22 protein-coding genes are annotated in these 24,614 nt (G+C 71.2%); 3 read left to right on the top strand and 19 right to left on the bottom strand.

All coding sequences use genetic code 11. The features are described 5' to 3' along the window. Window positions 1-40: 40 nt before the first annotated feature. From ABZ635_RS20225 to ABZ635_RS20190, 8 genes are all read right to left on the bottom strand, one after another. Window positions 41-283 carry an RNA-binding protein gene (locus tag ABZ635_RS20225; RefSeq protein ID WP_017580734.1) on the bottom strand — a complete coding sequence of 81 codons (243 nt, stop codon included), beginning with the start codon at window positions 281-283 and terminating at the stop codon, window positions 41-43. Window positions 284-285: 2 nt separating this feature from the next. Continuing rightward, window positions 286-741, bottom strand: a complete 456-nt coding sequence (gene rpsP / locus ABZ635_RS20220; RefSeq protein ID WP_357767332.1) for a 30S ribosomal protein S16 — start codon at window positions 739-741, stop codon at window positions 286-288. Between the two features lie 269 nt (window positions 742-1,010). Beyond that, window positions 1,011-2,609, bottom strand: coding sequence for a signal recognition particle protein (gene ffh, locus ABZ635_RS20215; RefSeq protein ID WP_357767329.1), 1,599 nt, complete (start codon window positions 2,607-2,609; stop codon window positions 1,011-1,013). Between the two features lie 183 nt (window positions 2,610-2,792). After that, window positions 2,793-4,004, bottom strand: coding sequence for a hypothetical protein (locus ABZ635_RS20210; protein ID WP_357767326.1), 1,212 nt, complete (start codon window positions 4,002-4,004; stop codon window positions 2,793-2,795). Between the two features lie 408 nt (window positions 4,005-4,412). After that, on the bottom strand, window positions 4,413-5,756 hold the full coding sequence (locus ABZ635_RS20205; protein ID WP_357767323.1) for an ammonium transporter: 1,344 nt from the start codon (window positions 5,754-5,756) through the stop codon (window positions 4,413-4,415). 272 nt (window positions 5,757-6,028) lie between these two features. Beyond that, a complete protein-coding gene (gene ftsY, locus ABZ635_RS20200; protein WP_357767320.1) occupies window positions 6,029-7,219 on the bottom strand; it encodes a signal recognition particle-docking protein FtsY in 1,191 nt (396 codons plus the stop codon). A gap of 88 nt (window positions 7,220-7,307) precedes the next feature. Further along, window positions 7,308-8,339 (bottom strand): iron ABC transporter permease, encoded by a 1,032-nt coding sequence (locus ABZ635_RS20195; protein ID WP_357767317.1) that lies wholly within the window; start codon window positions 8,337-8,339, stop codon window positions 7,308-7,310. Between the two features lie 75 nt (window positions 8,340-8,414). After that, entirely contained in the window at window positions 8,415-9,416 is a 1,002-nt protein-coding gene (locus ABZ635_RS20190) for an ABC transporter substrate-binding protein (protein WP_357767315.1), read from the bottom strand. Window positions 9,417-10,076: 660 nt separating this feature from the next. Here ABZ635_RS20190 and ABZ635_RS20185 point away from each other — a divergent pair. Continuing rightward, complete coding sequence (locus ABZ635_RS20185; protein ID WP_357767312.1) at window positions 10,077-12,737, top strand: S8 family serine peptidase; 2,661 nt, start codon at window positions 10,077-10,079, stop codon at window positions 12,735-12,737. 171 nt (window positions 12,738-12,908) lie between these two features. Beyond that, window positions 12,909-13,190 carry a 50S ribosomal protein L7/L12 gene (locus ABZ635_RS20180; protein ID WP_357767309.1) on the top strand — a complete coding sequence of 94 codons (282 nt, stop codon included), beginning with the start codon at window positions 12,909-12,911 and terminating at the stop codon, window positions 13,188-13,190. A 67-nt stretch (window positions 13,191-13,257) separates the two neighbouring features. On the opposite strand, the gene ABZ635_RS20175 is transcribed toward ABZ635_RS20180, so the two are convergent. The 5 genes from ABZ635_RS20175 to ABZ635_RS20155 all read right to left on the bottom strand — a co-directional run bounded on the left by ABZ635_RS20175 (window position 13,258) and on the right by ABZ635_RS20155 (window position 19,151). Next, entirely contained in the window at window positions 13,258-13,644 is a 387-nt protein-coding gene (locus tag ABZ635_RS20175) for a hypothetical protein (RefSeq protein ID WP_357767306.1), read from the bottom strand. 160 nt (window positions 13,645-13,804) lie between these two features. Then, complete coding sequence (locus tag ABZ635_RS20170; RefSeq protein WP_357767304.1) at window positions 13,805-14,272, bottom strand: hypothetical protein; 468 nt, start codon at window positions 14,270-14,272, stop codon at window positions 13,805-13,807. A gap of 60 nt (window positions 14,273-14,332) precedes the next feature. Further along, complete coding sequence (gene smc, locus ABZ635_RS20165; RefSeq protein WP_357767301.1) at window positions 14,333-17,881, bottom strand: chromosome segregation protein SMC; 3,549 nt, start codon at window positions 17,879-17,881, stop codon at window positions 14,333-14,335. A 425-nt stretch (window positions 17,882-18,306) separates the two neighbouring features. Then, window positions 18,307-18,498, bottom strand: coding sequence for a hypothetical protein (locus ABZ635_RS20160; protein WP_357767298.1), 192 nt, complete (start codon window positions 18,496-18,498; stop codon window positions 18,307-18,309). A 371-nt stretch (window positions 18,499-18,869) separates the two neighbouring features. Continuing rightward, window positions 18,870-19,151: an acylphosphatase gene (locus tag ABZ635_RS20155; protein ID WP_357767344.1), complete on the bottom strand. Its 282-nt coding sequence runs from the start codon at window positions 19,149-19,151 to the stop codon at window positions 18,870-18,872. 229 nt (window positions 19,152-19,380) lie between these two features. Here ABZ635_RS20155 and ABZ635_RS20150 point away from each other — a divergent pair, with 229 nt between their 5' ends. After that, window positions 19,381-20,331, top strand: a complete 951-nt coding sequence (locus ABZ635_RS20150; RefSeq protein ID WP_357767295.1) for an NAD-dependent epimerase/dehydratase family protein — start codon at window positions 19,381-19,383, stop codon at window positions 20,329-20,331. Here ABZ635_RS20150 and mutM read toward each other — a convergent pair. From mutM to rsmD, 6 genes are all read right to left on the bottom strand, one after another. Beyond that, the gene (mutM, locus tag ABZ635_RS20145; RefSeq protein WP_357767291.1) at window positions 20,328-21,170 is read right to left on the bottom strand and encodes a bifunctional DNA-formamidopyrimidine glycosylase/DNA-(apurinic or apyrimidinic site) lyase; all 843 of its coding nucleotides are present in this window, start codon (window positions 21,168-21,170) and stop codon (window positions 20,328-20,330) included. The genes ABZ635_RS20150 and mutM overlap by 4 nt on opposite strands. 3 nt (window positions 21,171-21,173) lie before the next feature. Continuing rightward, complete coding sequence (gene rnc / locus ABZ635_RS20140; protein WP_357767288.1) at window positions 21,174-21,926, bottom strand: ribonuclease III; 753 nt, start codon at window positions 21,924-21,926, stop codon at window positions 21,174-21,176. A 350-nt stretch (window positions 21,927-22,276) separates the two neighbouring features. Then, window positions 22,277-22,453 carry a 50S ribosomal protein L32 gene (gene rpmF / locus ABZ635_RS20135; protein ID WP_013151268.1) on the bottom strand — a complete coding sequence of 59 codons (177 nt, stop codon included), beginning with the start codon at window positions 22,451-22,453 and terminating at the stop codon, window positions 22,277-22,279. A 131-nt stretch (window positions 22,454-22,584) separates the two neighbouring features. Continuing rightward, the gene (locus ABZ635_RS20130; protein WP_357767341.1) at window positions 22,585-23,130 is read right to left on the bottom strand and encodes a DUF177 domain-containing protein; all 546 of its coding nucleotides are present in this window, start codon (window positions 23,128-23,130) and stop codon (window positions 22,585-22,587) included. A 233-nt stretch (window positions 23,131-23,363) separates the two neighbouring features. Then, window positions 23,364-23,852 (bottom strand): pantetheine-phosphate adenylyltransferase, encoded by a 489-nt coding sequence (gene coaD, locus ABZ635_RS20125; protein WP_357767286.1) that lies wholly within the window; start codon window positions 23,850-23,852, stop codon window positions 23,364-23,366. Window positions 23,853-24,046: 194 nt separating this feature from the next. Further along, on the bottom strand, window positions 24,047-24,613 hold the full coding sequence (rsmD, locus tag ABZ635_RS20120; protein WP_357767283.1) for a 16S rRNA (guanine(966)-N(2))-methyltransferase RsmD: 567 nt from the start codon (window positions 24,611-24,613) through the stop codon (window positions 24,047-24,049). Between the last annotated feature and the right edge of the window lies 1 nt (window position 24,614).

Below are 24,614 nucleotides of genomic sequence, written 5' to 3'. Positions count from 1 at the left end.
GGGGCGCCGACCGTCAGCGGTCGGCGCCCCCAGAGGCGCGTCAGCGCACTTCGTTCAGGTCCAACAGGTCCACGCGGACGTACCGGCCACCGGCGAGAGAGCCGACGACGGTCCGCAGTGCCTTGGCGGTCCGGCCGTTGCGGCCGATGACCTTGCCGAGGTCGTCCGGGTGGACCCGGACCTCCAAGACCTTGCCCTTGCGGAGCCGCTTGGCTCTCACCTGGACGTCGTCGGAGTTCGCGACAATCCCCTTCACGAGGTGCTCAAGCGCCTCTTCCAGCACGATTAGGCCTCGCCCTCGGACTTCTTCTCAGCCTCGGCGGTCTCGGCGGGCTTGTCGGCCGCCTTGTCCGTCTTCTTCTCGGCCTTCTTGGTCTTCTTCTCCTGACCGGGAAGGACGAGCTCCTTCAGCGCGGCCTGGAAGGCGGCTTCCTTGGCCTCGGGGTCCTTGGCCTCGGCGACCTGGAGCGGAGCCGGGGCGGCCAGGCCCTTGAACTTCTGCCAGTCACCGGTCTTGCGCAGGAGGACCTTCACCGCGTCGGTCGGCTGGGCGCCGACGGACAGCCAGTACTGGGCCCGCTCGGAGTCGACCTCGATGAGGCTCGGGTGCTCCTTGGGGTGGTACTTGCCGATCTCCTCGATCGCCTTGCCGTCACGCTTGTTGCGGGCGTCGGCGACGATGACACGGTACTGGGGCGTACGGATCTTGCCCATACGCTTGAGCTTCAGTTTGACAGCCACTGGAGTGGTCTTCTCCCGTATAACGGTGTTAGCGCCTGATGGGCGGCCCACGTGGGGTTGTGGAACCCGTCGAGGCAGGACGTGGGCGGCGGGTTAGTTAGAGGGCTGACCCGGCCACCGTTAGTCGACTACTCATTGTGCCAGACGCCGACGTGTTCCTTGGACAGGACACCACCGTGCGCGCGGCCCGGTTCCCGGGCGACGACGGCCCGCCCGGGAAGACCCGGGCGGGCCGCGTGGCGGTTCTCACCGTCGCCGTACCGCGTCGGCTACTGCTTCGGCAGCTTGAAGTTGGACAGGTCCGGCATGTTCGGGCCGCCGAAGCCGGGCGGGAGGGTGGGCTGGCCACCGCCACCGCCGCCGAGGCCGGGGGGCAGCTGGGGCGTCTCCTGGCCGCCCTCCTCCTGGCGCCGCTTGCGCTCGGCCGCGCGGTCGGCCTCCTGCTGGCGGGCCTTCATCGGGTTGCCGCTGCGCTGCTTGCCCTTCTTCGCCTTCTTGGCCTGGGCCTTGGCCTTCTTCTTGTTGCCGCCCATGCCCGGCATCCCGGGCATTCCCGGCATGCCGCCGCCGCTCTTCATCTTGCGCATCATCTTCTGCGCCTCGAAGAACCGGGTGACCAGGCCGTTGACGTCACTGACCTGCGTTCCGGAACCGTTGGCGATGCGCAGACGGCGGGAGCCGTTGATCGTCTTCGGGTTGGCGCGCTCGCCCGGGGTCATCGACTGGATGATGGCCTGGATGCGGTCCAGGTCCTTGTCGTCGATGTTGTCGATCTGCTCGCGCATCTGCCCCATGCCGGGCATCATGCCGAGCAGGTTGCCGATCGGGCCGAGCTTGCGGACCATCGACATCTGCTGGAGGAAGTCGTCCAGCGTGAAGTCGTCGTCCGAGGCCATGGTCGAGGCCATCTTCTCGACCTCGGCCTCGTCGAACGTGCGCTGGGCCTGTTCGATGAGGGTGAGGACGTCGCCCATGTCCAGGATGCGCGAGGCCATCCGGTCCGGGTGGAAGAGGTCGAAGTCCTCGAGCTTCTCGCCGGTGGAGGCGAACATGATCGGGCGGCCGGTGAGGTGCCGGATGGACAGGGCCGCGCCGCCGCGCGCGTCGCCGTCGAGCTTGGTGAGCGCGACCGCGTCGTAGCCGACCCCGTCGAGGAAGGCCTGGGCGGTGTTGACCGCGTCCTGGCCGATCATCGCGTCGACGACGAAGAGGATCTCGTCCGGGTTGACCGCGTCGCGGATGTCCGCGGCCTGCCGCATCATCTCGGTGTCCACACCGAGGCGCCCGGCGGTGTCGATGATGACCACGTTGTGGTTGTTGCGCCGCGCGTGCTCGATGGACTCACGGGCCACGTCGACGGGGTCGCCCACGCCGTTGCCCGGCTCGGGGGCGAACACGGGCGTGCCCGCGCGCTCGCCGACCACCTGGAGCTGGGTGACGGCGTTGGGGCGCTGGAGGTCGGCGGCGACCAGCAGCGGCGTGTTGCGCTCGGCCGTCAGCCACTTGGCGAGCTTGCCCGCGAGGGTGGTCTTACCGGCGCCCTGGAGACCCGCGAGCATGATCACGGTGGGCGGCGTCTTGCCGTAGCGGATCTGCCGGGTCTCGCCACCGAGGATCTCGACCAGTTCCTCGTTGACGATCTTGATGACCTGCTGGGCGGGGTTGAGGGCCTTGGAGACCTCCTCGCCCCGGGCGCGCTCCTTGATCCGCGAGATGAACTCGCGGACCACGGGCAGCGCCACGTCCGCCTCGAGCAGCGCGAGACGGATCTCGCGCGCGGTCGCGTTGATGTCCTCCTCGGACAGCCGCCCCTTGCCGCGCAGCGAGGAGAAGACCGATGTCAGCCGGTCGGAAAGCGTCTCGAACACGAGTGTGGCCAGTCCTTCGTCGTCGGGTTTGACTTCCTAGCGTACCGCCCCGCCGTGACCGGGCACGAGGCCCAGGTCCGGCCGGGGCCCGTCCCCGCGCGACGGGGGCGGGGACCCGGGTCCCCGCCCCCGTCCGTCGTGCCCCGAGGCCGGTTCGTGAGGACCGGCGAGGCCGTGCGGGCACTACTCGCCCTCGGTCTCCTCGGCCTCGGTGCCCTCGCTCGCCTCCGCGCCCTCGGACTCCTCGGCGTCGCCCGAGAGGGTGGCCTCGCGCTGCTCGGTCAGGGCGGCCAGCATCTCCTCCTGCTGGCCTCCGCTCAGACCACGCGTGGACAGGCGGGCCTCGCCCTGGATGTCCTCGTAGGTCTTGGGCTCGGCGGTGACGATGTTGTAGTTGGCGTCACAGGACAGGGCGAGCGTGCCGCCCGCTTCGAGGGAGCCGCTGTCGGTGCAGGTCTCGTCGCCGATCTGCTCCTGGGTGAAGGTGACGTCCATGCGGACCAGGACGGTGCCGCTGCCCGAGGCTCCAGCGTCGTGCACGGTGCCGGACCACGTGCAGTGCGGGCCGTCGGCGCACTCCATCTGCGGCTGACCGTCCCAGCTCACCTCGATACGCGCGTCACGGGAGTCGGTGAGCTCCTCCTCGGTGAGGGTGGTGAGGGTGTCGTAGAGCTCCTCGGCGGCGGCCTCGTCGGCCCGCGCGATGTCCAACCTGACCTGGGGGCCCTTCTCGGCGCCCTCGGGGACCAGCTCCTCGATCTCGATGCGCAGGAGCTGCTCGGTCTCGGCGTCGATCCACACCTGGTTGCGCTCACCGTTGAGGTCGAGCCGGTAGGCGCGGGTGTCGTCCAGGGTCTCCTCGACGGCGTCCTCTCCCTCCAGTCCGATCTCCTGGAGGATCGCGGAGAGCGCGGGCGGGGCGAGCGTGTTCTGCGGGTTGATCCCGGCCTGCGCCGTGGAGGAGCGGACCCAGGTGCCGTCGAACTGGTCGCTGTCGGGCCCGAAGACGTTCTTGTCGAGCCAGAACTCCTCACCGGCCCGCAGGAAGATCTTGCTGTCGGCGGCGACCAGCTCCGCCTCGACCCCGTTGGCGCGAACGGTGCCGTTGGTCGCACCGCCGTCCGCGACGGTCATGGTGGCCTCCTGGACGTCACCGCCCACGGAGGGGGCGACCTGCCCGTCCGCGGTGAGCGCGGGGTAGTCGGCCAGGTCCGTGAGGGCCTTCTCCAGCAGGGGCGCGGCGTCGACCGGGGCCGCCGTCTCCTCGGTGGGAGCGGGCTCGTCGTCACCGCCGCCGAAACCGCATCCGGCCAGTCCCAGAGCGGTGATCGTGCCCACCGCGGCGAGGGCGAGCCGTCCGCCCGCGCGACCCCTGTTGTGAGTAACCGGCGCCATCTTGCCTCCTGACCCCGACCTGTGGGGTGCTGATTCGAATGCGCGTGAAGAAAGGTCGTCGGGAGGTCCCCGGGCGGTGTCACCGCCCCGCCTCTCCGCGACATGGGATGCGTGCGCGGCCCCCGCCGGTCGCGTCCGGTGGGCCCGTGGGTCGGCCCGACCCGGCGTTTGCCGCCGTTCCCCCGAAACCGGGCTGGCCGCCGCGCCGCCCGGAAAGGGTACCGAACACGAGCGCGCACCTCTGCCAACACCACTCCATGAACACGCGCATATCAGCGGAATCCGCGGGCCACGGGCGAAGGAGCAGCCAGAACGCGAACGGGGCCGACGGGGAGAAATCCCCCGTCGGCCCCTGTGTTCCGCCCCACCGTGCCGGTGGTCCGGGACCGGGCTCCTCACCGTTGAGTGCTAGGTCCCGGCTCCCGATGGGGCCGTCTCCCCGCCCGGAGGCGTCGGCGGGGAGGCGGTCTCTCCCTCCCTTTCGTCGAGCTCGTCGAAGGCGTACGCCGACTCCGCGTGGAGCTCGTGGTCCAGACCGTTGGTCTCGACCTCCTCGGTGGTCCGGAAGCCGATGAGCAGGTCGATGACCTTGGCCAGGACCCAGGTGACGACGAACGTGTAGATCATGACGCCGAGGACCGAGACGGTCTGGGCGGCGAGGAGGCCGAGGCCTCCGCCGAGGAACAGGCCCGCGTCGCCACCGCCGGGGACGGCGGGGGAGGCGAGGAACCCGAGCGCGAGGCAGCCGACGACGCCGCCGACCATGTGGACGCCCACGACGTCCAGGGCGTCGTCGTACCGGAAGCGGAACTTCCAGCTGATGGCGTAGGCGCACACCGCGCCGGACAGGGCGCCGACGGCGATGGCCCCGACCGGGGTGACGTTGGCGGCGGCGGGCGTGATGGCCACCAGCCCGGCGATGGCTCCCGAGGCGAAGCCGAGGGCGCTGACCCGGCCCTGGCGCAGGCGTTCGACCAGCATCCAGGCGGCAGTCGCGGCGGCGGTGGCGACCTGGGTGTTGACCAGGGCCAGAGCGGCCTGCTCGTTGGCCGCGTAGGCGGAGCCACCGTTGAAGCCGAACCAGCCGAACCAGAGCAGGGCCGCGCCGAGCAGCACGAACGGCAGGTTGTGCGGGCGCATCGACTCGGCGCCGAAGCCCTTGCGGCGTCCGAGGACCAGCACCAGCGCCAGGGCGGCGGCGCCGGCGTTGATGTGCACGGCCGTGCCGCCCGCGAAGTCGATCACCTCGGGCAGCCCGGTGAACTCGTGCATCCGGGCGATCCAACCGCCGCCCCACACCCAGTGGGCCACGGGGAAGTAGACCAGGAGCGCCCAGACCGGAGCGAACAGCAGCCACGCGCCGAACTTGGCGCGGTCGGCGATGGCACCGCTGATCAGGGCCACGGTGATGACCGCGAACATCAGCTGGAAGCCCGCGTCGACCAGCAGCGGGTACCCGCCGTCGGTGCCGTCCACCGGCTCCACCTCGGTCAGGAGCGAGGTGAGGCCCACGTGGTCGAGTCCGCCGACGAACAGGTCGAGGGCGCCGTAGCCCGGCGCGTAGGTCAGTGAGTGGCCGACCAGGACCCACAGGACGCTGACAACGGCGATACTGCCGAAGCTCATCAGCATCATGTTGAGGACGCTCTTGGCCCGTGACATGCCTCCGTAGAAGAAGGCCAGGCCCGGGGTCATGAGCATCACCAGCGCGGCGCTCATCAGCAGCCACGCGGTGTTGCCGGTGTCGATCATGTCGTCGCCTCCGTTGCACGGACGGGGGATGGTCGTGGGTGGCGGCGGACGCCGGGCACGTCCTCGGGTCCGGTGCGCCGGCCACGGCGACCACTCTCCGACCGGGGTGTTTCCCGGCCGGGCCCGACGTGTTGCGCGTCCGTAAAAGCACGGGCGGGGGTGTTAAGCCGATGTGAACGGGGTGTGCTCCCGGAGACGACGAACGGCCGGACCCCGTCTCTGGGGGTCCGGCCGCTGGGGCCGCGAGGGGCGCGGCGGGCGGTGGCCTCGGCTCAGCCGAGGATGGCGTCCACGAAGACCTCGGGGTCGAAGGGCGCGAGGTCGTCGGGGCCCTCGCCGAGCCCGACGAGCTTGACGGGCACGCCCAGCTCGCGCTGGACCTGGACGATGATGCCGCCCTTGGCGGTGCCGTCGAGCTTGGTCAGGGCGATGCCGGTGACGTTGACGACCTCGGCGAACACGCGCGCCTGGCGCAGGCCGTTCTGGCCGGTGGTGGCGTCCAGGACGAGCAGGACCTCGTCGACCCGGGACTTCTTCTCCACGACGCGCTTGACCTTGCCCAGCTCGTCCATCAGGCCGGTCTTGGTGTGCAGGCGTCCCGCGGTGTCGATGATCACGGTGTCGGCGCCGTCGTCGATACCCCGGGCGACGGCGTCGAAGGCCACGCTGGCGGGGTCGGCGCCCTCCTCCTTGCGGACGACCGGCGCGCCGACCCTGCTGCCCCAGGTCTGGAGCTGTTCGCTGGCGGCGGCGCGGAAGGTGTCGGCGGCGCCGAGCACGACGCTGCGCCCGTCACCGACCAGGACGCGGGCGAGCTTGCCGGTGGTGGTGGTCTTCCCGGTGCCGTTGACGCCGACGATCATGATGACGGCCGGGTTGTCGCCGTGGGGTTCGGTGCGCACGGCGCGGTCGGCGTCGGTGGTGATCTGCTTGAGGAGTTCCTCGCGGAGCAGGGCGCGGACCTCGCCGGTCTCGCGGGTGCCGAGCACCTTGACCCGGGTGCGCAGGTTCTCGACGATCTGGGTGGCCGAGGTGACACCGATGTCGGCGGTGATCAGGGTGTCCTCGATCTCCTCCCAGGTGTCCTCGTCCAGGTTCTTGGCGGAGAGCAGGCTGAGCAGACCCTGACCGAAGGAGCTCTGCGAGCGGGCCAGGCGGGCGCGCAGGCGAACCATGCGCCCGGCCGACGGCGGCGGGGTCTCGATCTCGGGGGCGGCGGGCTCGGCCGGGGCGGGAGCCGCGGCCTCCTCTGCCGGAGGGGCGTGGGCGGGGGGCCGCTGGGCCGCTTCCCCGTCCCTCTCACGGTCTTCTTCTGGGGCGGCGGCACCGGGCTCCCCGGTGACCTCGGGCTTGGCTTCTTCCTCACTCGGCTTGACCGAGCGTCCGGCCCTGACCAGGAAGAACCCACCAACCGCCAGGAGGGCGACGACGACGATGATGCTGACGAGCAAGGTGATGTCCATAGCGTTCACCAGTCTCCCAGAGTGTCCGACGCGTTCGTGTCACGCCCCGGTGGCGTGCCGGGAACGGTCGGGGGCGGTGTCGGTGGTGTCAGGTGCCGCGGTGGCGCGTGGTGCGCAGGATGAGGATGAAGAAGGGGGCCCCGAGGAAGGCGGTGACCACACCGATGGGGAGTTCGGCGGGGGCGACCACCGTGCGCGCCACGATGTCCACCAGGACGAGGAAGGCCCCGCCCATGAGGACGGTGACGGGCAGGATCGCCCGGTAGTTGGAACCGACCAGGCGGCGCACGATGTGCGGGACGACGATGCCGACGAAGCCGATGAGCCCGCTGACGGAGACGGCGGCCGCCGTGGCGAGGGAGGCGGCGGCGATCACGACCATCCGCACGACGACGGGGTTGAGGCCGAGGCTGACGGCCTTGTCGTCGCCCAGTGCGAGCATGTCGAGCAGGTAGCCGGACAGCAGCAGGACCACGAGGCCGACGACGGCGTAGGGGGCGATGAGGCGGACGTCGTCCCAGCCGCCCCGGCCGAGACCGCCCAGGAGCCACGCGTAGATGCGTTGCAGCTGGTCCACGCCCATCTGCTGGACGAGGGTCTGGGCGGCCGACAGGAACGAGGAGACGGCGACCCCGGCCAGGACGAGGGCGGCGGTTCCCCCTCCCCCGGCGGTGGAGCCGAGCAGGTAGGCGGCGGCCACCCCGGCCAGTGCCCCGACGAAGGCCGCCACGGGGACGAGGGCCCGCGGGTCGGCGAGCACCTCGTGGCCGAAGACCATGACCATCGTGGCGCCCAGCCCCGCGCCGGCCGCGGCGCCGAGCAGGAAGGGGTCGGCCAGGGGGTTGCGGAAGACGCCCTGGTAGGCGCCGCCCGCCGTGGCCAGCAGGGCGCCGACGACGGCGCCCATCACCACACGGGGCAGGCGCAGCTCCATGAGCAGCGCCTCCTGCCTCTCGGTGAGCGGTGTCTCGACACCGAACGGCAGGAGGCTGAGCAGGTGGCGCAGGATGTCGGCCGCGGAGATCGACGCGGCTCCCGCCGCGACGCCGAGGACCCCGGCGGCGAACAGGGCGGCCGCACCGCCCAGGACCCAGCCCAGGGGAACCCCGAAGCCCTTCACGTCCCGCCCTCCTCGCTCTCTCCCCCGTCGCCCGCCGGGCCCGGAGGCTCCCGGGTCCGGCGGGCGGTGTCGGTCCTACTGGTTCGCGGACTCGGTGACCGCCTCGCCCACGGAGCGTGCGAAGTCGACCACGCGCGGACCCCAGCGGGAGGAGGTGTCGGCGTCCAGGAGGTACACCGAGCCGTTCTCGACCGCGGAGACGGTGTCGAAGGCCGGGCGCTCGGCGACCGCGTCCACGGACGACTCGTCGCCGTAGGACAGGAAGATGAGGTCGGGGTCCTCCTCGACCACGAACTCGGCGGACAGCTGCGGGTAGCCGCCGCTCTCTCCGTCGTCGGCCTGGTCGGCGATGTTGACGAGGCCGAAGGCGTCGTAGACCTGGCCGACGAAGGTGCCGGAGGTGGCGGAGAACAGGGTGTCGTCGAGCTCCTGGTAGAAGGTCAGTTCGGTGCCGCCGATCTCGGCGCAGGCGGCCTCGACGATCTCCCCGAACTCGGACTCGATCCGGTCGGCCTCGGTGTCGGCCTCATCGGTGCGGCCGGTGACGTCGCCGAGCAGTCGGATCTGCGCGTAGACGTCCTCCAGCCCGGTGGCACCGGGCAGGACCAGCACGGGGATGTCGACGGCTTCGAGCTGGTCGGCGGTGTCGACGGCGCTGTCGGCGAGGATCACGAGGTCGGGGTCGTACTCGCTGATCGCCTCGACGTTGGGCGTGAATCCGCTGAGGTCCGTGGTGGGGGCCTCGGCCGGGTAGTCGGAGTAGTCGTCGACCGCCTCGACCTGGTCGCCCGCGCCGATGGAGAACAGCATCTCGGTGTTGCTCGGCGAGAGCGAGACGATGCGCTCGGGCGCGGCCTCCACGGTGACGTCGCCGACCACGTCGGTCACGGTCACGGGGAAGGTGCCGTCGCCGACGGAGGCGCGGTCGGCCGCGGGCTCGGGGGCCCCGCACCCGGCGGAGGCGGTCCCGTTGTCCTGCGCGGGCTCGGACTCGGGTTCGGCGTCGGTGGTGCCGCAGGCGGTGAGGGCGAGGGTGGCGCCCAGGAGTGCGACGGGGAGGTGACGGGCGATCCGCACGGTGCGGTGCTCCTTCGGTGAACAGGGGAAAGAGCACGACCCGGTCGGGGACGGCCGGTCCTTCCCACGAGGACGGGGTTCGTCGGTGCCGAGGAGGCGACCTGGCTCGTCCCCGCGCGGGCGCGGGGCGTCACAGTTGCGGGGCAGCGCCGGATTTCGCGGGCCGGGTCGGCCGCGGTACCGGACTTCGCTCGTTCGACACCCGTCGTGCCACCGACGGGCGGCACAACCCCTCCACTCTACTCGGCGGCCCGGCCGGGCCCCGGGGCGCCTCCACACCGCGGGGCCGGACGCTCGGCAGCGCCGCGACCTGTGGCTTCCCCGGGAGAACGCCGCTGGGAGCGGTACTCCGGAGCGCGGTACCGAGGCCCACGCCCCGGATTTCTGTTCACTTTTATCCGACCAAGCGCTTTATGTCCCCTTTATTGCTTGTGTGACCCAAGGGGAAATACGTGCCACTTGGATCTCCTACGTGGCCATATTGATCCTCAAAGCACATTGACACCTGTATCGCACACGGCAATGATCTCGTTGCCATGCGCGCCGATTATCCGAATCACGGACGACAGACGGCGTATCCCCCGTGCGCGTACCTCCGCACCCGGCGGATGCCGTTCCCCCATGTCCTGAGGCGCGCACGAGAAGGGAAGTGTTGACAAGGTGGCACCCAACCCGTCACGCCTGGCACCGATCGCCGGGCTGGCACTGCTCGCCGGCCTGGTCGCGGTCACACCCGCCCACGCCGACGAGGGCTCGGAACTCGCGCCCCTCCACCCGGCCCCCACGTCCGGGAACGGCGAACTCACCCACCAGGTCCAGGACCTGTGGTTCATCGAACTGGCGAGCCCTCCCACCTCCGAGGGAACGGCTTCCGCGCTCGTCGAGGACGAGCACGAGGAGTTCCGCGCCGAGGCCGAGGAGATCGGCCTCCAGTACACCGAACGGCTCTCGTTCGGCGAACTGTGGAACGGCCTCTCCGTGGAGATGGACGACGCCCAGGTGACCACGGCTCGGGAGATCCCCGGCGTCGCCGCGATCCACCCCGTCGTCCGCCACGAGATCCCCGACCACGACGACAGCTCACCCGACATGGACACCGCCCTGGGCATGACCGGCGCGGACGTCGTCCAGAGCGAGCTCGGCCTGACCGGCGAGGGCCTGCGCGTGGCCGTCATGGACACGGGCGTCGACTACACCCACCCCGACCTGGGCGGCCCGGGCGGCTTCCCGACCGGCCGCGTCGTCACCGGATACGACTTCGTCGGCGACGACTTCAACGCCAGTGACCCGGCCAAGAGCACCCCCGTCCCCGACGACGACCCGCAGGACTGCAACGGCCACGGCACCCACGTCGCGGGCATCATCGGTGCCCAGGGAGAGGTCACCGGGGTCGCGCCCGACGTCACCTTCGGCGCCTACAAGGTGTTCGGGTGCACCGGTTCCACCACCTCCGACGTCATGATCGCCGCCATGGAGCGGGCGCTCGCCGACGACATGGACGTGCTCAACATGAGCGTGGGCTCCGCCCACTCCTGGCCGCAGTACCCCACCGCCGTCGCCTCGAACAACCTCGTCGACGAGGGCATGGTGGTCGTGGCCTCCATCGGCAACGAGGGCGCCTCCGGGCTCTACTCCGCCGGAGCCCCGGGTCTGGGCGCCGACGTGATCGGCGTCGCCGCCTACGACAACACCCACATCCGCGCCAGTGGCGCCGAGGTCACCCAGAGCGGCGAGACCATCGCCTACATGGAGATGGACGACGCGGTGCTGCCGCCGACGTCCGGCGAGACCGACGAACTCGTGTACGTGGGCCGGGGCTGCCTGGCAGCGGGCGACGAGCTCGAAGGGGACCCCGAGGGCCGCACCGCCCTCATGGTCCGGGGCGAGTGCACCTTCGGCGAGAAGTACGACGCCGCGCTGGCCGCCGGGGCCACCGGTGTCGTCATCCACAACAACCTGCCGGGCATGTTCGCGGGCGGCGGCATCGTCGACCAGGGCGCGTTCGCCGTGGGAGTCTCCGACGAGGCCGGGGCGCACCTGCGCGAACTCCTGGAGGGCGGCGGCCCCGTGACCCTGACCTGGACCGGCGAGGAGACCACCATCCCCAACCCGACCGGCGGCCTGATCAGCAGCTTCAGCTCCTACGGCATGTCCCCCGACCTGGACATCAAGCCGGACCTGGGAGCGCCCGGCGGACTGATCAACTCCACCTACCCGATGGCCAAGGGCGGCTACGCGACCGTCAGCGGCACCTCGATGTCGTCCCCGCACGTCGCGGGCGGCGTCGCCCTGCTGCTGGAGGCACGTCCCGACCTCGCCGCCCACGACGTGCGCGGCGTCCTCCAGAACACCGCCGACCCCACGGCGTGGTGGGGCAACCCGGACCTGGGTGTCCTGGACAACGTCCACCGCCAGGGCGCGGGCATGCTCGACGTCCCCGGCTCGATCCTGACCACCACCGCGCTGACCCCCGCGAAGCTGCCGCTGGGCGCCACCGAGGGACCGGTGACCGAGAGCGTCACCATCACCAACGACGGTGAGGAGACGGCCACCTACGCGATCGCGCACGCCCCCGCGCTGGGCACGCACGGCGACACCTACGCGCCGTCCTTCAACGACGCCTACGCCGGAGTCGCCTTCAGCACCGACGAGGTGACCCTCGCCCCCGGCGCCTCCGCCGACGTCGACGTGACCGTCACTCCGCCCGCCCGCGACCACGCGCAGATGGTCTACGGCGGCTACGTCGAGGTCACCGAGACCGGCACGGACGCGACCGTCCGCGTTCCCTACGCCGCCTACAACGGCGACTACCAGGAGATCGAGGCGATGACCCCGATCACCGACGCCAACGGGAACGTCCACGAGCTGCCCTGGCTGACCCGCATCACCGAGTGCTCGGTCTTCACGGGCCTGGAGTGCGCGGACAGCAATGGCGGCGCGTTCCGGAACCAGCCGGACGGGGCCACCTACACGATGGACTGGGTGGACGGCCTACCGGACGTGCCGTACGTCATCGCCCACTTCGACCACCACGTCACCCGGCTGGAGATGACCGTGGTCGACGAACGCACCGGCCGTCCGGTCCACCCGGACCGCAACCTGGCGATCAGTGTCGACCACGTCAACCGGAGCGCCACCAGCACGTCGTTCTTCAGCTACGTCTGGGACGGCACCGTGGTGGACTCCCGCGACCGGGTGACCGACGTCCGCGACGGTGACTACCGTCTGCGGGCCCGGGCGCTGAAGGCGCTCGGCGACCCGGACAACCCGGACCACTGGGAGACCTGGACCTCGCCGGTCATCACCATCGACCGGGGCTGATCCGGAGCGCTCGTGGTCGTCGCGGGGCCGTCCTCCCCTCCGGGAGGGCGGCCCCGCCGACGTACCGGGGTCGTGGGAGACCGGGCGTACACTGCGAGCGCCCACCCCCCATCCGAAGGGACACACCCAGCCATGTCGGGATTTCGCGACTTCTTCCGTAGGCACTGACCCGTGCCCGCGGCGCTCAACCGAGCCGAGTACGAGGAGATCCTGCACCTCACGCTGACCAACCGCAAGGTCCAGGCCATCATGCGCATCCGGGAACTCACCGGGTTGGGCCTGGTCAGAGCCAGGAAACTCGCCGAGGCCATTGAGACGGGCCGCTGGACCCCGGTACCCGACCCGGGCCGGGGCTTCGCCGACCTGGTCCGGGAGCTGTTGGAACGCGAGGACGAAGAGAGCAGGATGGCCGAAGACGAGGCCCGCTGCACAGGCAGCCTCGACCAGCCCTGACGGAGGCACGGCTCCGGCCCTCGACCAGGGAACGGCCACAGAGCCGGGGTCTGGCTCCAGACCCCGGCTAGGACTCGCCGTCCTTGGGCCGCGGGAGCTTCACCAGAGCGTAGGCGAAGCACAGGCTGGAGGGCAGGGCCAGCGCCAACGACAGAATGGCGCGGCTCTTCTGCCGCTCCGAGCAGGAGGAGTCCACCCACTCCTGTCGGATCATCTGCTCCATGTCCTCGCCCCAGTCGCGGCGGTCGTCCCACAGGGCGGGCCCCACCCACACGACCGGAGAGCAGCGCAGGCGCCCCTCCTCGCCCGGCGGCGGCTGCACGCGGTACGAAGTGCCCAGGAGCAGCATCATGGTGAACACGCCGGTGCCCCCGACCGCCACACTGGCGCGGACCGCGCCGGGGAAGTGGCGCATCCGCTGTCGGGCCCACAGCACGAGGGGGATGAAGAACACGGCGTCCGTTTCGACCTGAAGGTTGGGGTTGGTGCTGGCACTGCAACCGCCAGGCTAGGGCCCACGGCACGCCGGGAGCCGCGCCGGGGCACCGGTGTCAGAGTGACCTCCGCCACCCGACCGCCGCGCACCGGCCGACCACCACCGGGACCCGAAGGGGTCAGGGCGAGCGCGGAGGCTCGTCGCCGACCGAACGCCCGGCGGCGGGGCTCCCGGCCGAGGCGGCGACGTCGGCCAGGACGCGCGCCCGGGTGAGGGCCGCCAAGAAGAGGGTGCCGACGACCCCGAACAGCAGTGCCCAACCCACCCGGGCATTGGCCAACCCCGCGCAGGTGGCCTCACTGACCCCCTGCGGCGTCAGCACCCACGCGGCTCGGCCGAGCACCGGAGGGCAGTCCGGTCCCTCGGACTGTGAGGAGACCCCCGTCAGGAACTGTGGCCAGGCCACGTCGGTCGTCAGCAGGAGCACCATGACCCCGTACGCCACCCACACGGCCGCTCTGAGCGGGATCAGCGACCGCCGGTCCCCCTTCGGCCGCTCCACCTTCTTCGGCCAGCAGAGGAAGCCCACCAGGAGCACGGTCAGCAGGACCGCGCCCGTCAGGTTGAAGGCGTCCTGGGGCTCCACGGTCCACTCCTCACGGCGATCCGGCACGACGGAGGCAGGGTACCGATCCGTCGCGGACCGTCACGAGGCGGGGCGGTCGAGCTTCTGGCTGATCACCTGGGAGATCCCGTCACCCTGCATGGTGACGCCGTACAGGGCGTCGGCCGCCTCCATGGTGCGCTTCTGGTGCGTGATCACGATGAGCTGCGAGGACTCCCTCAGCTCCTCGAAGATCACCAGCAGGCGCTGGAGGTTGGTGTCGTCCAGGGCGGCCTCGACCTCGTCCATCACGTAGAAGGGCGACGGGCGGGCCTTGAAGATGGCCGCGAGGAACGCCACCGCCGTGAGCGAGCGCTCGCCGCCGGACAGCAGGGACAGCCGCTTGACCTTCTTACCCGGCGGCCGGGCCTCAACCTCGATACCCGTGGTGAGCATGTCCTCGGGGGTGGTCAGCACCAGCCGCCCCTCACCTCCGGGGAACAGGCGCCCGAAGATCGCCGCGAACTCGCGCTCCACGTCCAGGTAGGCGGACGAGAACACCTCCTGGACCCGGGCGTCCACCTCGGCGACGATCTCCATCAGGTCGCGGCGGGTCTTCTTCAGATCCTCCAGCTGCGCGTTCAGGAACGCGTGGCGCTCCTCCAGGGCCGCGAACTCCTCCAGCGCCAGCGGGTTGATCTTGCCCAGCTGGTTGAGCTGCCGCTCGGCGACCTTGAGCCGCTTGGCCTGCACCTCACGAACGTACGGCAGCGGGATCGCGTCCTCGTCGGCGTCGGCCGCCGGGGGCACCGGAACGCGGGGACCGTACTCGGCGATCAGGGTGGGCACGTCCACGCCCAGCTCCTCCAACGCCCTGGTCTCCAGCTGCTCCAGGCGCATGCGGCGCTCGGCACGCGCCACCTCGCCGCTGTGCGCGGAGCTGGTGAGCTTCTCCAGCTCCACGGAGAGCTCGCGGACCCGGGCCCGCACGGTCTTCAGCTCGCCGTCGCGGGCCTCGCGCTCGGCCTCGGCCGCGACCCGTTCGGTCTCGGCGGCGGCCAGCGACACGGCGATCCGCTCCAGTGTGAGCCGGGCACTCTCCACGACGGCCCGCGCGACCGTGGCCTGGGCGGCCCGGTCGCGGCGCCGCTCGGCCTCGCGCTCCACCGCCCGACGCTCCTCGGCGGCCTGGGCCAGCAGGGAGTCGGCACGGCCCGCGATGGAGCGCGCCCGCTCCTCGGCGGTGCGCACGGCCAGTCGTCGCTCCATCTCGGCGGCGCGGGCCCGGGAGGCCAGGGCGGAGAGCTCGTCGCGGTGGTCGGCGTCGGGCGCCTCCTCCTCCACTGCGGCGGAGATCTCCTCGGCCTCCGCCAGCTCCTCCTCCAGCCGCTCCAGCTTCTGGGCGTCCTCGCCCCGGGCGGCGGCCGCCTTGGCCGCGGCGGCCGCGTACCGCTCGGACTCGGCCTCGGCGGAACGGGCCTGCCCGCCCAGCTTGCCCAGACGCTGCGCGGACTCGTTGCGTCTGCGGTCGCTCTGGCGGCGCCGGGCGGTGACCTCCTCGGCGGCCGCCGCGACCTCGGCCCGCTCGCGCTTCTTCTCCTCCAGCTCCACGGCGACGCGCTTGGCCGCCTCGGTGGCGGCCTCCAGACGTTCGGCGGCCTCGTCCACCGCCGCCTGGACCTCCAGGAGGCTGGGCGCGGCGGCGGTTCCGCCGTGGACCATGGCGGCGGCGAACACGTCACCCTCGGGAGTGACCGCGCGGACCTTCGGCAGCGCTGAGACCAGGGCCCGGGCCCGCGCCGTGTCGGGGACCAGGGCGACCCGGTCCAGGAGCGCGGTGACCGCGTCGCGCAGGTGGTCGGGCGCGGTGACGGCGTCGGCGGCGTAGCGCCCGTCACCGGGCAGGTCTGGCCAGTCGGCGCGGTCGGCGGACGGCACGGCGCGGGCCACGACGATCCCGGCCCGACCGGCGTCCTCGGACTTGAGCAGTTCCAGGGCGGCGGCGGCGCTGTCCTCGTCGCGGACCGCGACCGCCCCCGCGGCCACCCCGAAGGCGGCCGCCACAGCGGTCTCGTGTCCGGGTTCGACCTGGACGAGTGCGGCCAGGCCGCCGAGCATGCCCGGGAGCCCCGCCTCCAGGAGGGTGCCGGCCCCGTCCTTGTGCGCGAGGCCGAGTTCGAGGGCCTCCTTGCGGGCGGCCAGGGCGGCGCGCTCGCCCTCGGCGGAGCGCTCGGTGTCGCGGAGCTGGTTGAGCTCGGACTCCACCGCGGAGAGCCGCTGGGCGAAGCGCTCCTGGCTCTCGTCGAGTTCGGCGTCCCCCTCGTCGAGTCCGGCGGACTCCTCGGCGGCCATCTCGTACTCGTCCTGGGCGGCGGTGGCGCGCTCCGCGGCCTGCCGGGCGGCCTCCTCCAGCCGGGTGATCTCGGCCTCGTTGGAGGTCAGCCGTCCGCGCAGGCCCTCCACCCGGGCGGACAGCCGGACGATGCCCTCACGGCGTTCGGCGGCCGCGCGGGAGGCGGCCTCCAGTCGGCGTTCCTCCCGGTGCAGGGCGTCCTCGGCGGCGGCGCGCTCGGCGACACTGGTCTCCAGGACCTCGCGGGCCTCCTCCAGCCGGGTCTGGAGCTCCTCCTCCTGGGCGGCGGCCTCCTCGGCCTCCATCTCCAGTTCCTCGGGGTCGCGGCGCTGGACGACCTCACCCTGGACGGCGACCAGGTTCTGGTGGCGTTCGGTGGCCAGGCCGCGCACGCCGTCGAGGCGTTCGGTGAGGCGGGAGAGCGCGTGGTAGGTCTCGGTGGCCCGGGTCAGGGCGGGGGCCGCGGCGGTGGCCCGCTCCTCCAGTTCGGCCTCGCGCGCCTGCGCCTGGTTGAGGGCGGTCTCGGCGGCTCCGCGCCGGGTCAGGACCTCCTTCTCGTCCGCCTCCTCCTTGGCCAGCTGGTCGGTGAGGGTGACGATGTCGTCCGCGAGCAGGCGGAGCCGGGCGTCGCGCAGGTCGGCCTGGATGACGGCGGCCCGGCGGGCCAGCTCGGCCTGTCGGCCCAGGGGTTTGAGCTGACGGCGGAGCTCGGCGGTGAGGTCGGTGACGCGGTCCAGGTTGCCCTGCATCGCGTTGAGCTTGCGGATCGCCCGCTCTTTGCGCTTGCGGTGCTTGAGGATGCCGGCGGCCTCCTCGATGAGGGCGCGGCGGTCCTCGGGCCCGGCGTGCAGGACGGTGTCCAGCTGCCCCTGGCCGACGATGACGTGCATCTCCCGGCCGATGCCGGAGTCGCTGAGCAGGTCCTGGATGTCGAGCAGACGGCAGGTGTCGCCGTTGATCGCGTATTCGGAGCCGCCGTTGCGGAACATCGTCCGCTTGATGGTGACCTCGGTGTAGTCGATCGGCAGCGCGCCGTCGGTGTTGTCGATGGTGAGGCTGACCTCGGCTCGGCCCAGGGCCTGGCGGGTGGAGGTGCCCGCGAAGATCACGTCCTCCATCTTGCCGCCGCGCAGGGACTTGGCTCCCTGCTCGCCCATCACCCAGGAGAGGGCGTCCACGACGTTGGACTTACCGGAGCCGTTGGGCCCCACGACGCAGGTGATGCCGGGTTCGAAGCGCAGGGTGGTGGCCGACGCGAACGACTTGAAGCCGCGCAGCGTCAGATTCTTCAGGTACACCCACGCCTCCCACGACGTTCACCGTCCTCGCCACGTGCGTTCGTCACGGGGCCGACACCAAGGGTGCCATGAAGCCGCGTGTGACGTGCGACGTTGGGAGACAAGCGGGTGTGGAACCCGGTTTCGGCAGCCCCGGGAGGGGCGGCCGACCGGTGGTACGGCGAACGCGCGCGCCCCGCGTGAACACGGAGGGTTGCGTGGGGTGCCGCCGGGTACAACGGTAAAGGTAACCGCAAGGGAAGGGAAAGCGAGTGCGGTTTCGGGTCCCGTTCGGGACACCCGAAGGCACGGACCGATCGGTGTCGTCTCCACGGTCCGGGATGACCGGCCAGGGACGCCAGTGTGGCTGCGGCGTCCCCGTCAGTGGATCATCGTTCGTGCGCCGCCCATGGGCCGTGGTGCACGGCCCTCACGGCGTCACGGTGTCAGGCGAGCGCGGGCTCGCGGTCTGTCGCACCGGAGGCGACGTCGGTAACGGCCATGCTGAGCTGGTCGTTCTGTGACTGAAGACGGCCGATCTCGTCTTCGAGGTCGCGTACCCGCTTCTGAAGCCGTCGCATCTCCGAGACCATACGAGGGTCGGAGCCGCCGACGTGGCCGAACAGAGCCTTCGCCATGATGTGGGTCCTCCACACTGAGTGACCAGTTGGGATGCGCGCATACGTGTCCCCGTGTGTACCCGTAGCCCCGGGTTGTCGCGGGACGACTCCACGGTCGGAAGTTGCGCGGTGTGTCTTCCAGAGTCTCACTCCGCGCGCGACTGGTCAAGATTGGATTACAACAGTCCGTAACGACCACACACCAGGCAGGAACAGCCAGGGAACGTGGCACCGCACGGTCAGAACGTGACCCACCCCCGGCACTGACGCCGGTACGCGCCGCCCTCGAACGGCTGGCGCGGTGGTCTCCGTGTGTCGCGGCACCCGTCTGCTGCCCGGTCGAGCCGCCCCACGGTCGATGCTCGAACCGCGTTACGCCTCCAGCATACTCACCGCTCGACAAAACCGTCGAAGGAACCCCCCGGCCGAGCCCAGCGTTCCACCACGGAATCGACCCTTCCCGGGGTCTCGCCGCTTCTCAGCTGCCCCAGGAGCCTCTCGCAGCTCTCCCGTGCCCCCTCGGCGACCACCTCCACCCGACCGTCGTCGAGGTTGGTGGCGGCTCCGGTGAGCCCGAGCTCCAACCCGCGAGCCCGCGTCCACCAGCGAAAACCCACACCCTGGACCCGTCCGCGCACCCACGCGGTCAGACGAACGGGCTCTCCCTCCATCCCCACGACCCCACATCCTCCCTTACCTCACGGAGATACTTTTCTCACCGACACGCCCACCGGTCGCGTACGGGTACCCCCGGAACGCACGGACGGTCCGCGTGCACGAACACTAGACGAGCCATTCCCAGGGGGGATCTCTGGCGGAGACGCCGCCGTCCTCCTTACGGCCAGAGGAACTCCCCTCGCCTCACCGGGGCGGGGTCACGACGAAAGAGGAAGGGCTCCCATGTCGACTCAAACCATCCTGGGCGCGACCGGACAGATCGCCGTCGAGCTCGCCCGCGAGCTCGGCCGCACGACCACCGACGAACTGCGACTCGTCAGCCGCGACCCGCGCACCGTCAACGACGACGACGTCCTCGCCCGTGCTGACCTCCTCGACGCCGAACAGACGCGGGCCGCGGTCGCCGGCAGCGAGATCGTCTACTTCACCGCGGGCCTGCCGGCGAAGTCCTCGCTGTGGGAGGCGCGGTTCCCGACCATGCTCCGCCATGCCCTGGACGCGAGCAGGGCGGCCGGGGCGAGGTTCGCCTACTTCGACAACACCTACATGTACCCGCAGGACGACCGCGTCCAGACCGAGGACACCGCCTTCGCACCCGTCGGGCGCAAGGGCAGGGTGCGCGCCGAGATGGCCACGATGGTGCTCGAAGAGATGGACCGCGGCGACATCCCCGTCCTCATCGCCCGCGCCCCGGAGTTCTACGGCCCCGGCCGGACCCAGGGATTCACCAACGCACTCGTCATCGACCGGATGAAGAGCGGGAGGCGAGCACTCGTACCGGTGCGCGCCGACCGGCGACGCACCCTCATCTGGACGCCCGATGCCAGCCGCGGCCTCGCGGCTCTCGGCACCGCGCCCGACGCCTACGGACAAACCTGGCACCTGCCCGTCGACACCGACCACCCCACCTACCGGCAGTTCGTCACCATGGCCGCCACCGAGCTCCGCACGGACGCCGAGTACACCGTGGTGCCGACATGGGCTCTCCGCGCCGCCGGGACCGTCTCGCCGCAGGCTCGCGAGATCCGCGAGCTGCTGCCGCGCTACGCGCACGACAACGTCTTCGACGCGACGAAGTTCCGCGACCGATTCTCGGACTTCGAGGTGACGACCTTCCGAGAGGGGCTCCGCATCATCGGCGAGGAAACCCACCCCGAGCGCCCTCGCGGCTAGGGTCTGCGCTGGCAGTGCGGGCAGCTGAACGAGGAGCGGTTCATGAACGCCTCCCGCACCATCGGCGTGCCGCAGCGCCCGCAGGGCTCGTCGCGCCTGCCGTAGGCGTTGAGCCCGCGTGCGAAGTAGCCGCTCTCGCCGTTGACGTTGACGTACAGCCCGTCGAACGTGGTCCCGCCGACGTCCAGCGCCTCGGTCATCACGTCGGTGACGTGGCCCAGCAGTTCCAGGGCCCGGGCGTTGGACAGACCCCGCGTGGAACGGGCCCAGTGCAGCCGCGAACGCCACAGCGCCTCGTCCGCGTAGATGTTGCCGACCCCGCTGATCAGCGTCTGGTCCAGCAGCGCCCGCTTCACCTCGGTGCGCTTGGCCCGCAGCGCGCGGACGAACGCCTCCGGGACGAAGGCGGAGTCCAACGGGTCCAGGGCGATGTGGTCCACCGACGACGGCACCTCGGGCCGCTCGCCCTCACGGTCCAGCAGCAGGTGACCGAAGGTGCGCTGGTCGACGAAGCGCAGCTCGTTGCCGTCCGCCAGCGGCATCCGCACCCGCAGGTGACGCTCGTCCGGCTTGCCCTGCGGCTGCACCAGCATCTGCCCGCTCATGCCCAGATGGGTCAGGAGCAGGTCGCCGCCGTCCAGCACCAGCCACATGTACTTGCCTCGGCGCCGTACCGCCGTGGGGGTCTGGCCGCCCAGGCGCGCCGCGAAGTCGGCGGGACCGGGTTCGTGACGGCGGACCGACCGCGTGTGCAGCACCTCGACGGCGCCGATCCGGCGCCCCACCGCGTGCTCGGCCAGGCCCCGCCGGACCACCTCCACCTCGGGGAGTTCGGGCACGCCTCAGCCCTGCCCGCTGGGGCTCGACTTGCCCTTGGCCTGCTCGGCGGCGCGGTCCGCGCGGGCCCGGATGGCCTTCCACGCGGACTCGGCGGCCTGCTGCTCGGCTTCCTTCTTGCTGCGCCCCTCGCCGAGGCCGTAGCTCTCCCCCGCCACCCGGACGGTCGCGCGGAAGGTCTTCTGGTGGTCGGGGCCGCTCTCGTCCACGTGGTACTCGGGCACACCGAGCATCTCGGCGGCGGTGAGTTCCTGGAGGGAGGTCTTCCAGTCCAGACCGGCGCCCAGGCCGGAGGCGGTGGCGATCAGCGGGTCGAACAGCCGGTGCACGAACTCCGAGGCCACGTCCAGGCCGCGGTCCAGGTACACGGCGCCGATGATCGCCTCCAGGGTGTCCGCCAGGATCGACGACTTGTCGCGACCCCCGGTGCCCTCCTCGCCCCGGCCGAGGCGGATGTACTCGCCGATGCCCAGCCCCCGGGCGACGTCGGCCAGGGCCCGCATGTTGACGACGGCGGCGCGCAGCTTGGCGAGCTGCCCCTCCGGAAGGTCGGGGTGCTTACGGAAAAGGGTGTCGGTGACCACCAGGCCGAGCACGGAGTCGCCGAGGAACTCCAGGCGCTCGTTGGTGGGCAGCCCGCCCTTCTCGTAGGCGTAGGAGCGGTGGGTCAGGGCCCGGAGCAGGATCTTGGCGTCCACCTCAACCCCGATCGCGCGCTGGAAGGACCTGGTCTCGGAGACGGAGAGTTGACTGGCCACGCGGGTTCGCTTCCCGGTTGGGCGCGCCGACGGACGGCGCGCGAAGGTGGAGGTGATCCCCGACCCGACCAGGACGCTCGAAAACGAGGTGATCGTCGCGGGAGCGTGCTCCCCCGGCGGCCACCACGATCTCGGGAGCCCCTGTGGGACCGGGACCACCGGTGTCGGACACCACGGGCCGCGGTGTCTCCGGGGCCCGTGGGGTTCACTCTACAAAGCCCTGGGGACACAGGCCCACGGTACGGCCGTTCCCGGACAGCACTTCGGGGCGGAGCCCTCTGAGGGTTCCGCCCCGATGATGTCCGGGTGTACGGGATCGGGCACGGGGCCCGAAGCCTGGCACGTCCGGGTTAGGCCGGGTTGGTGACCTGGCGGTTGTTGTAGGTGCCGCAGGTCGGGCACGCGATGTGGGGCTGCTTCGGGTCACGGCAGCGCGGGCAGTTGACCAGCACCGGGCGCGACGCCTTCCACTGGGAACGGCGGGTCCGGGTGTTGCTCCGCGACATCTTCCGCTTCGGGACGGCCACTTCAATCCTCCTGGGTCACCCCCGCGTGCGCGGGAGGTCGCTTATCTGGTCACCCCGCGCGCTGTGGCGGGGAGGGTGTGTCCCGGTCGTCGGCGGCCCCTGCGGGTACCGCGCGCGATCGGATCACTGACTCACTGCTGGTCGGGCTTCTCCGCGATGTCGCGGAGCGCTTCCCAACGCGGGTCGACACCGTCGCCGTGACCGTGATCGGGTCCGGCGTCGGCGAGTTTGACACCGCACTCGGCGCACAGGCCGGGGCAGTCCGGGCCGCACAGCGGTGAGAGTGGGAGCGCGAGCACGACGGCGTCTCGGACCACCGGTTCGAGGTCGAGCAGATCGCCCTCTAGATAGTAGTCCTCATCGTCGTCGCCCGCGTCCTCGTCGCTTCCGACGCTCACTTCGTCGTCGGCGGCGTAGCGGTACATCTCCTGGAAGTTCGCCTCCAGCTCCTCGGAGAGGGGGTCGAGGCAGCGGGAGCACTCCGCCGTGAGGCCGCCGGTGACGGTCCCGGTGACGAGAACGCCCTCCATCACCGCCTCCAGGCGAAGGTCCAGCTCGATCTCCTGGCCCTTGGGCACGCTGGCCATCGCCGTCTCGAGCGCCTCGGGGACGGTCACGATTCGGTTGACGGTACGCATCGAACCCGGCTGGCGGCCCAGCTGGCGGGTGTCGACCACGTACGGGTCGCGGGCATCTAGACGAGACAGGGTGATCGCGCTTTCAGGAGAGTTCCGGGTGCCGGGCACACGGCCGCCGACATGGTGGGCGTCGGGCTGACGCGGTGGTGCTGACCGGCCAGAGCGCACGCCGAGGACCGGCGACGCCCATGGTCGAACCCAGATTCTACCTACCATGTCCCCGACCACCCAAATCAGGCCCCCGAAGCCGCCCCCCGGGCGGGGTGCGGGGGCTATCCGCGCTCGCGCTCGGCGTACTTCTCGCGGAGGCGCCCCTGGACGTACGGGGTGACCAGGCTGGAGACGTCTCCCCTGTGCTGGGCGATCTCGCGGACCAGGCTGGACGACAGGAAGGAGTACTGCGGGTTGGCCGTCATGAAGACGGTCTCCACACCGGAGAGCCGGTAGTTCATCTGCGCGATCTGGAGTTCGTAGTCGAAGTCGCTGACCGAGCGCAGGCTGCGCACGATGGTCTCGACCCCGTTCTCCCGGCAGAAGTCGACGAGGAGCCCGTCGAACTCGGTGACCCGGACGTTGTCGAACTCGGCGGTGCCCTCGGTGAGCATGTCGAGCTTCTCGGGGACGGTGAAGAGCCCACGCTTGTTGACGTTGTTGAGTACGGCGGCGATGACCTCGTCGTACTGCTTGGCTGCTCGCCCGATGATGTCGATGTGTCCGTAGGTGACCGGGTCGAAGGAGCCCGGACAGACGACTCGGCGCACGGTGGATCGCCCCTCTCAGGTACTACTCACGGGTACAGCGATCGTAGGGGCTCCTATCCGCCCGATTTCGGGCAACTCCCACTTAGTGGTCCCCCGTGTCCGCTTTCACACGACCCGGCAACGGACCTCTCCTCCGCCAGGTCGTGTGAACCTTCCCCCGGAAAGCGCCGAAAAACGTCCCTTTCACCCGGTATCTACCCGGTGACGCGGGCGTACCAGAGGATCGCCTCGCCGTACTTGCGGCTGCGGTCCCACTCGACGCCCTCGGGCCAGAGGGGTTCGGGACCGCGCTTGGACCGCTCCACCACGAGCACCGCGTCCTCGGCCAACCACCCCTGCTCGACCAGGGCCGACAACACCGAGGCCACCTCCTCGTCGGTGACCGCGTACGGGGGGTCGGCCACCACCAGGTCGTAGGGGGCATCGGTGTTGCCGCGCGCCAGCACCCGTTCCACCCGGTCGGCCGCGAGCCGCGCCCCGGGGAGCCTGAGTGTGGCGATGTTCTCCCTCACCACCCGGGCCGCCCTGGCGTCCGCCTCGACGAGCAGCGCGTGCGCGGCGCCGCGCGACAGGGCCTCCAGGCCGATCGCCCCGGACCCCGCGTAGAGGTCCATCACACGGAGTCCGTCGAGCGAGCCGAGGTCGGACTGGACGGAGGCGAACAGGGCCTCGCGGGCGCGGTCGCTGGTGGGTCGGGTGGTGCGGCCGTCGGGGGCGCAGATGCGCCGTCCGCCCGCCGCCCCGGCGATGATGCGGGTCATG

The organism is Nocardiopsis sp. NPDC007018, from assembly GCF_040635075.1.
In the GTDB taxonomy this organism is placed as follows: Bacteria; Actinomycetota; Actinomycetes; order Streptosporangiales; family Streptosporangiaceae; genus Nocardiopsis.
Note: the sequence above shows the minus strand (reverse complement) of the source record. Positions and strands in the feature narration are given on the sequence as shown.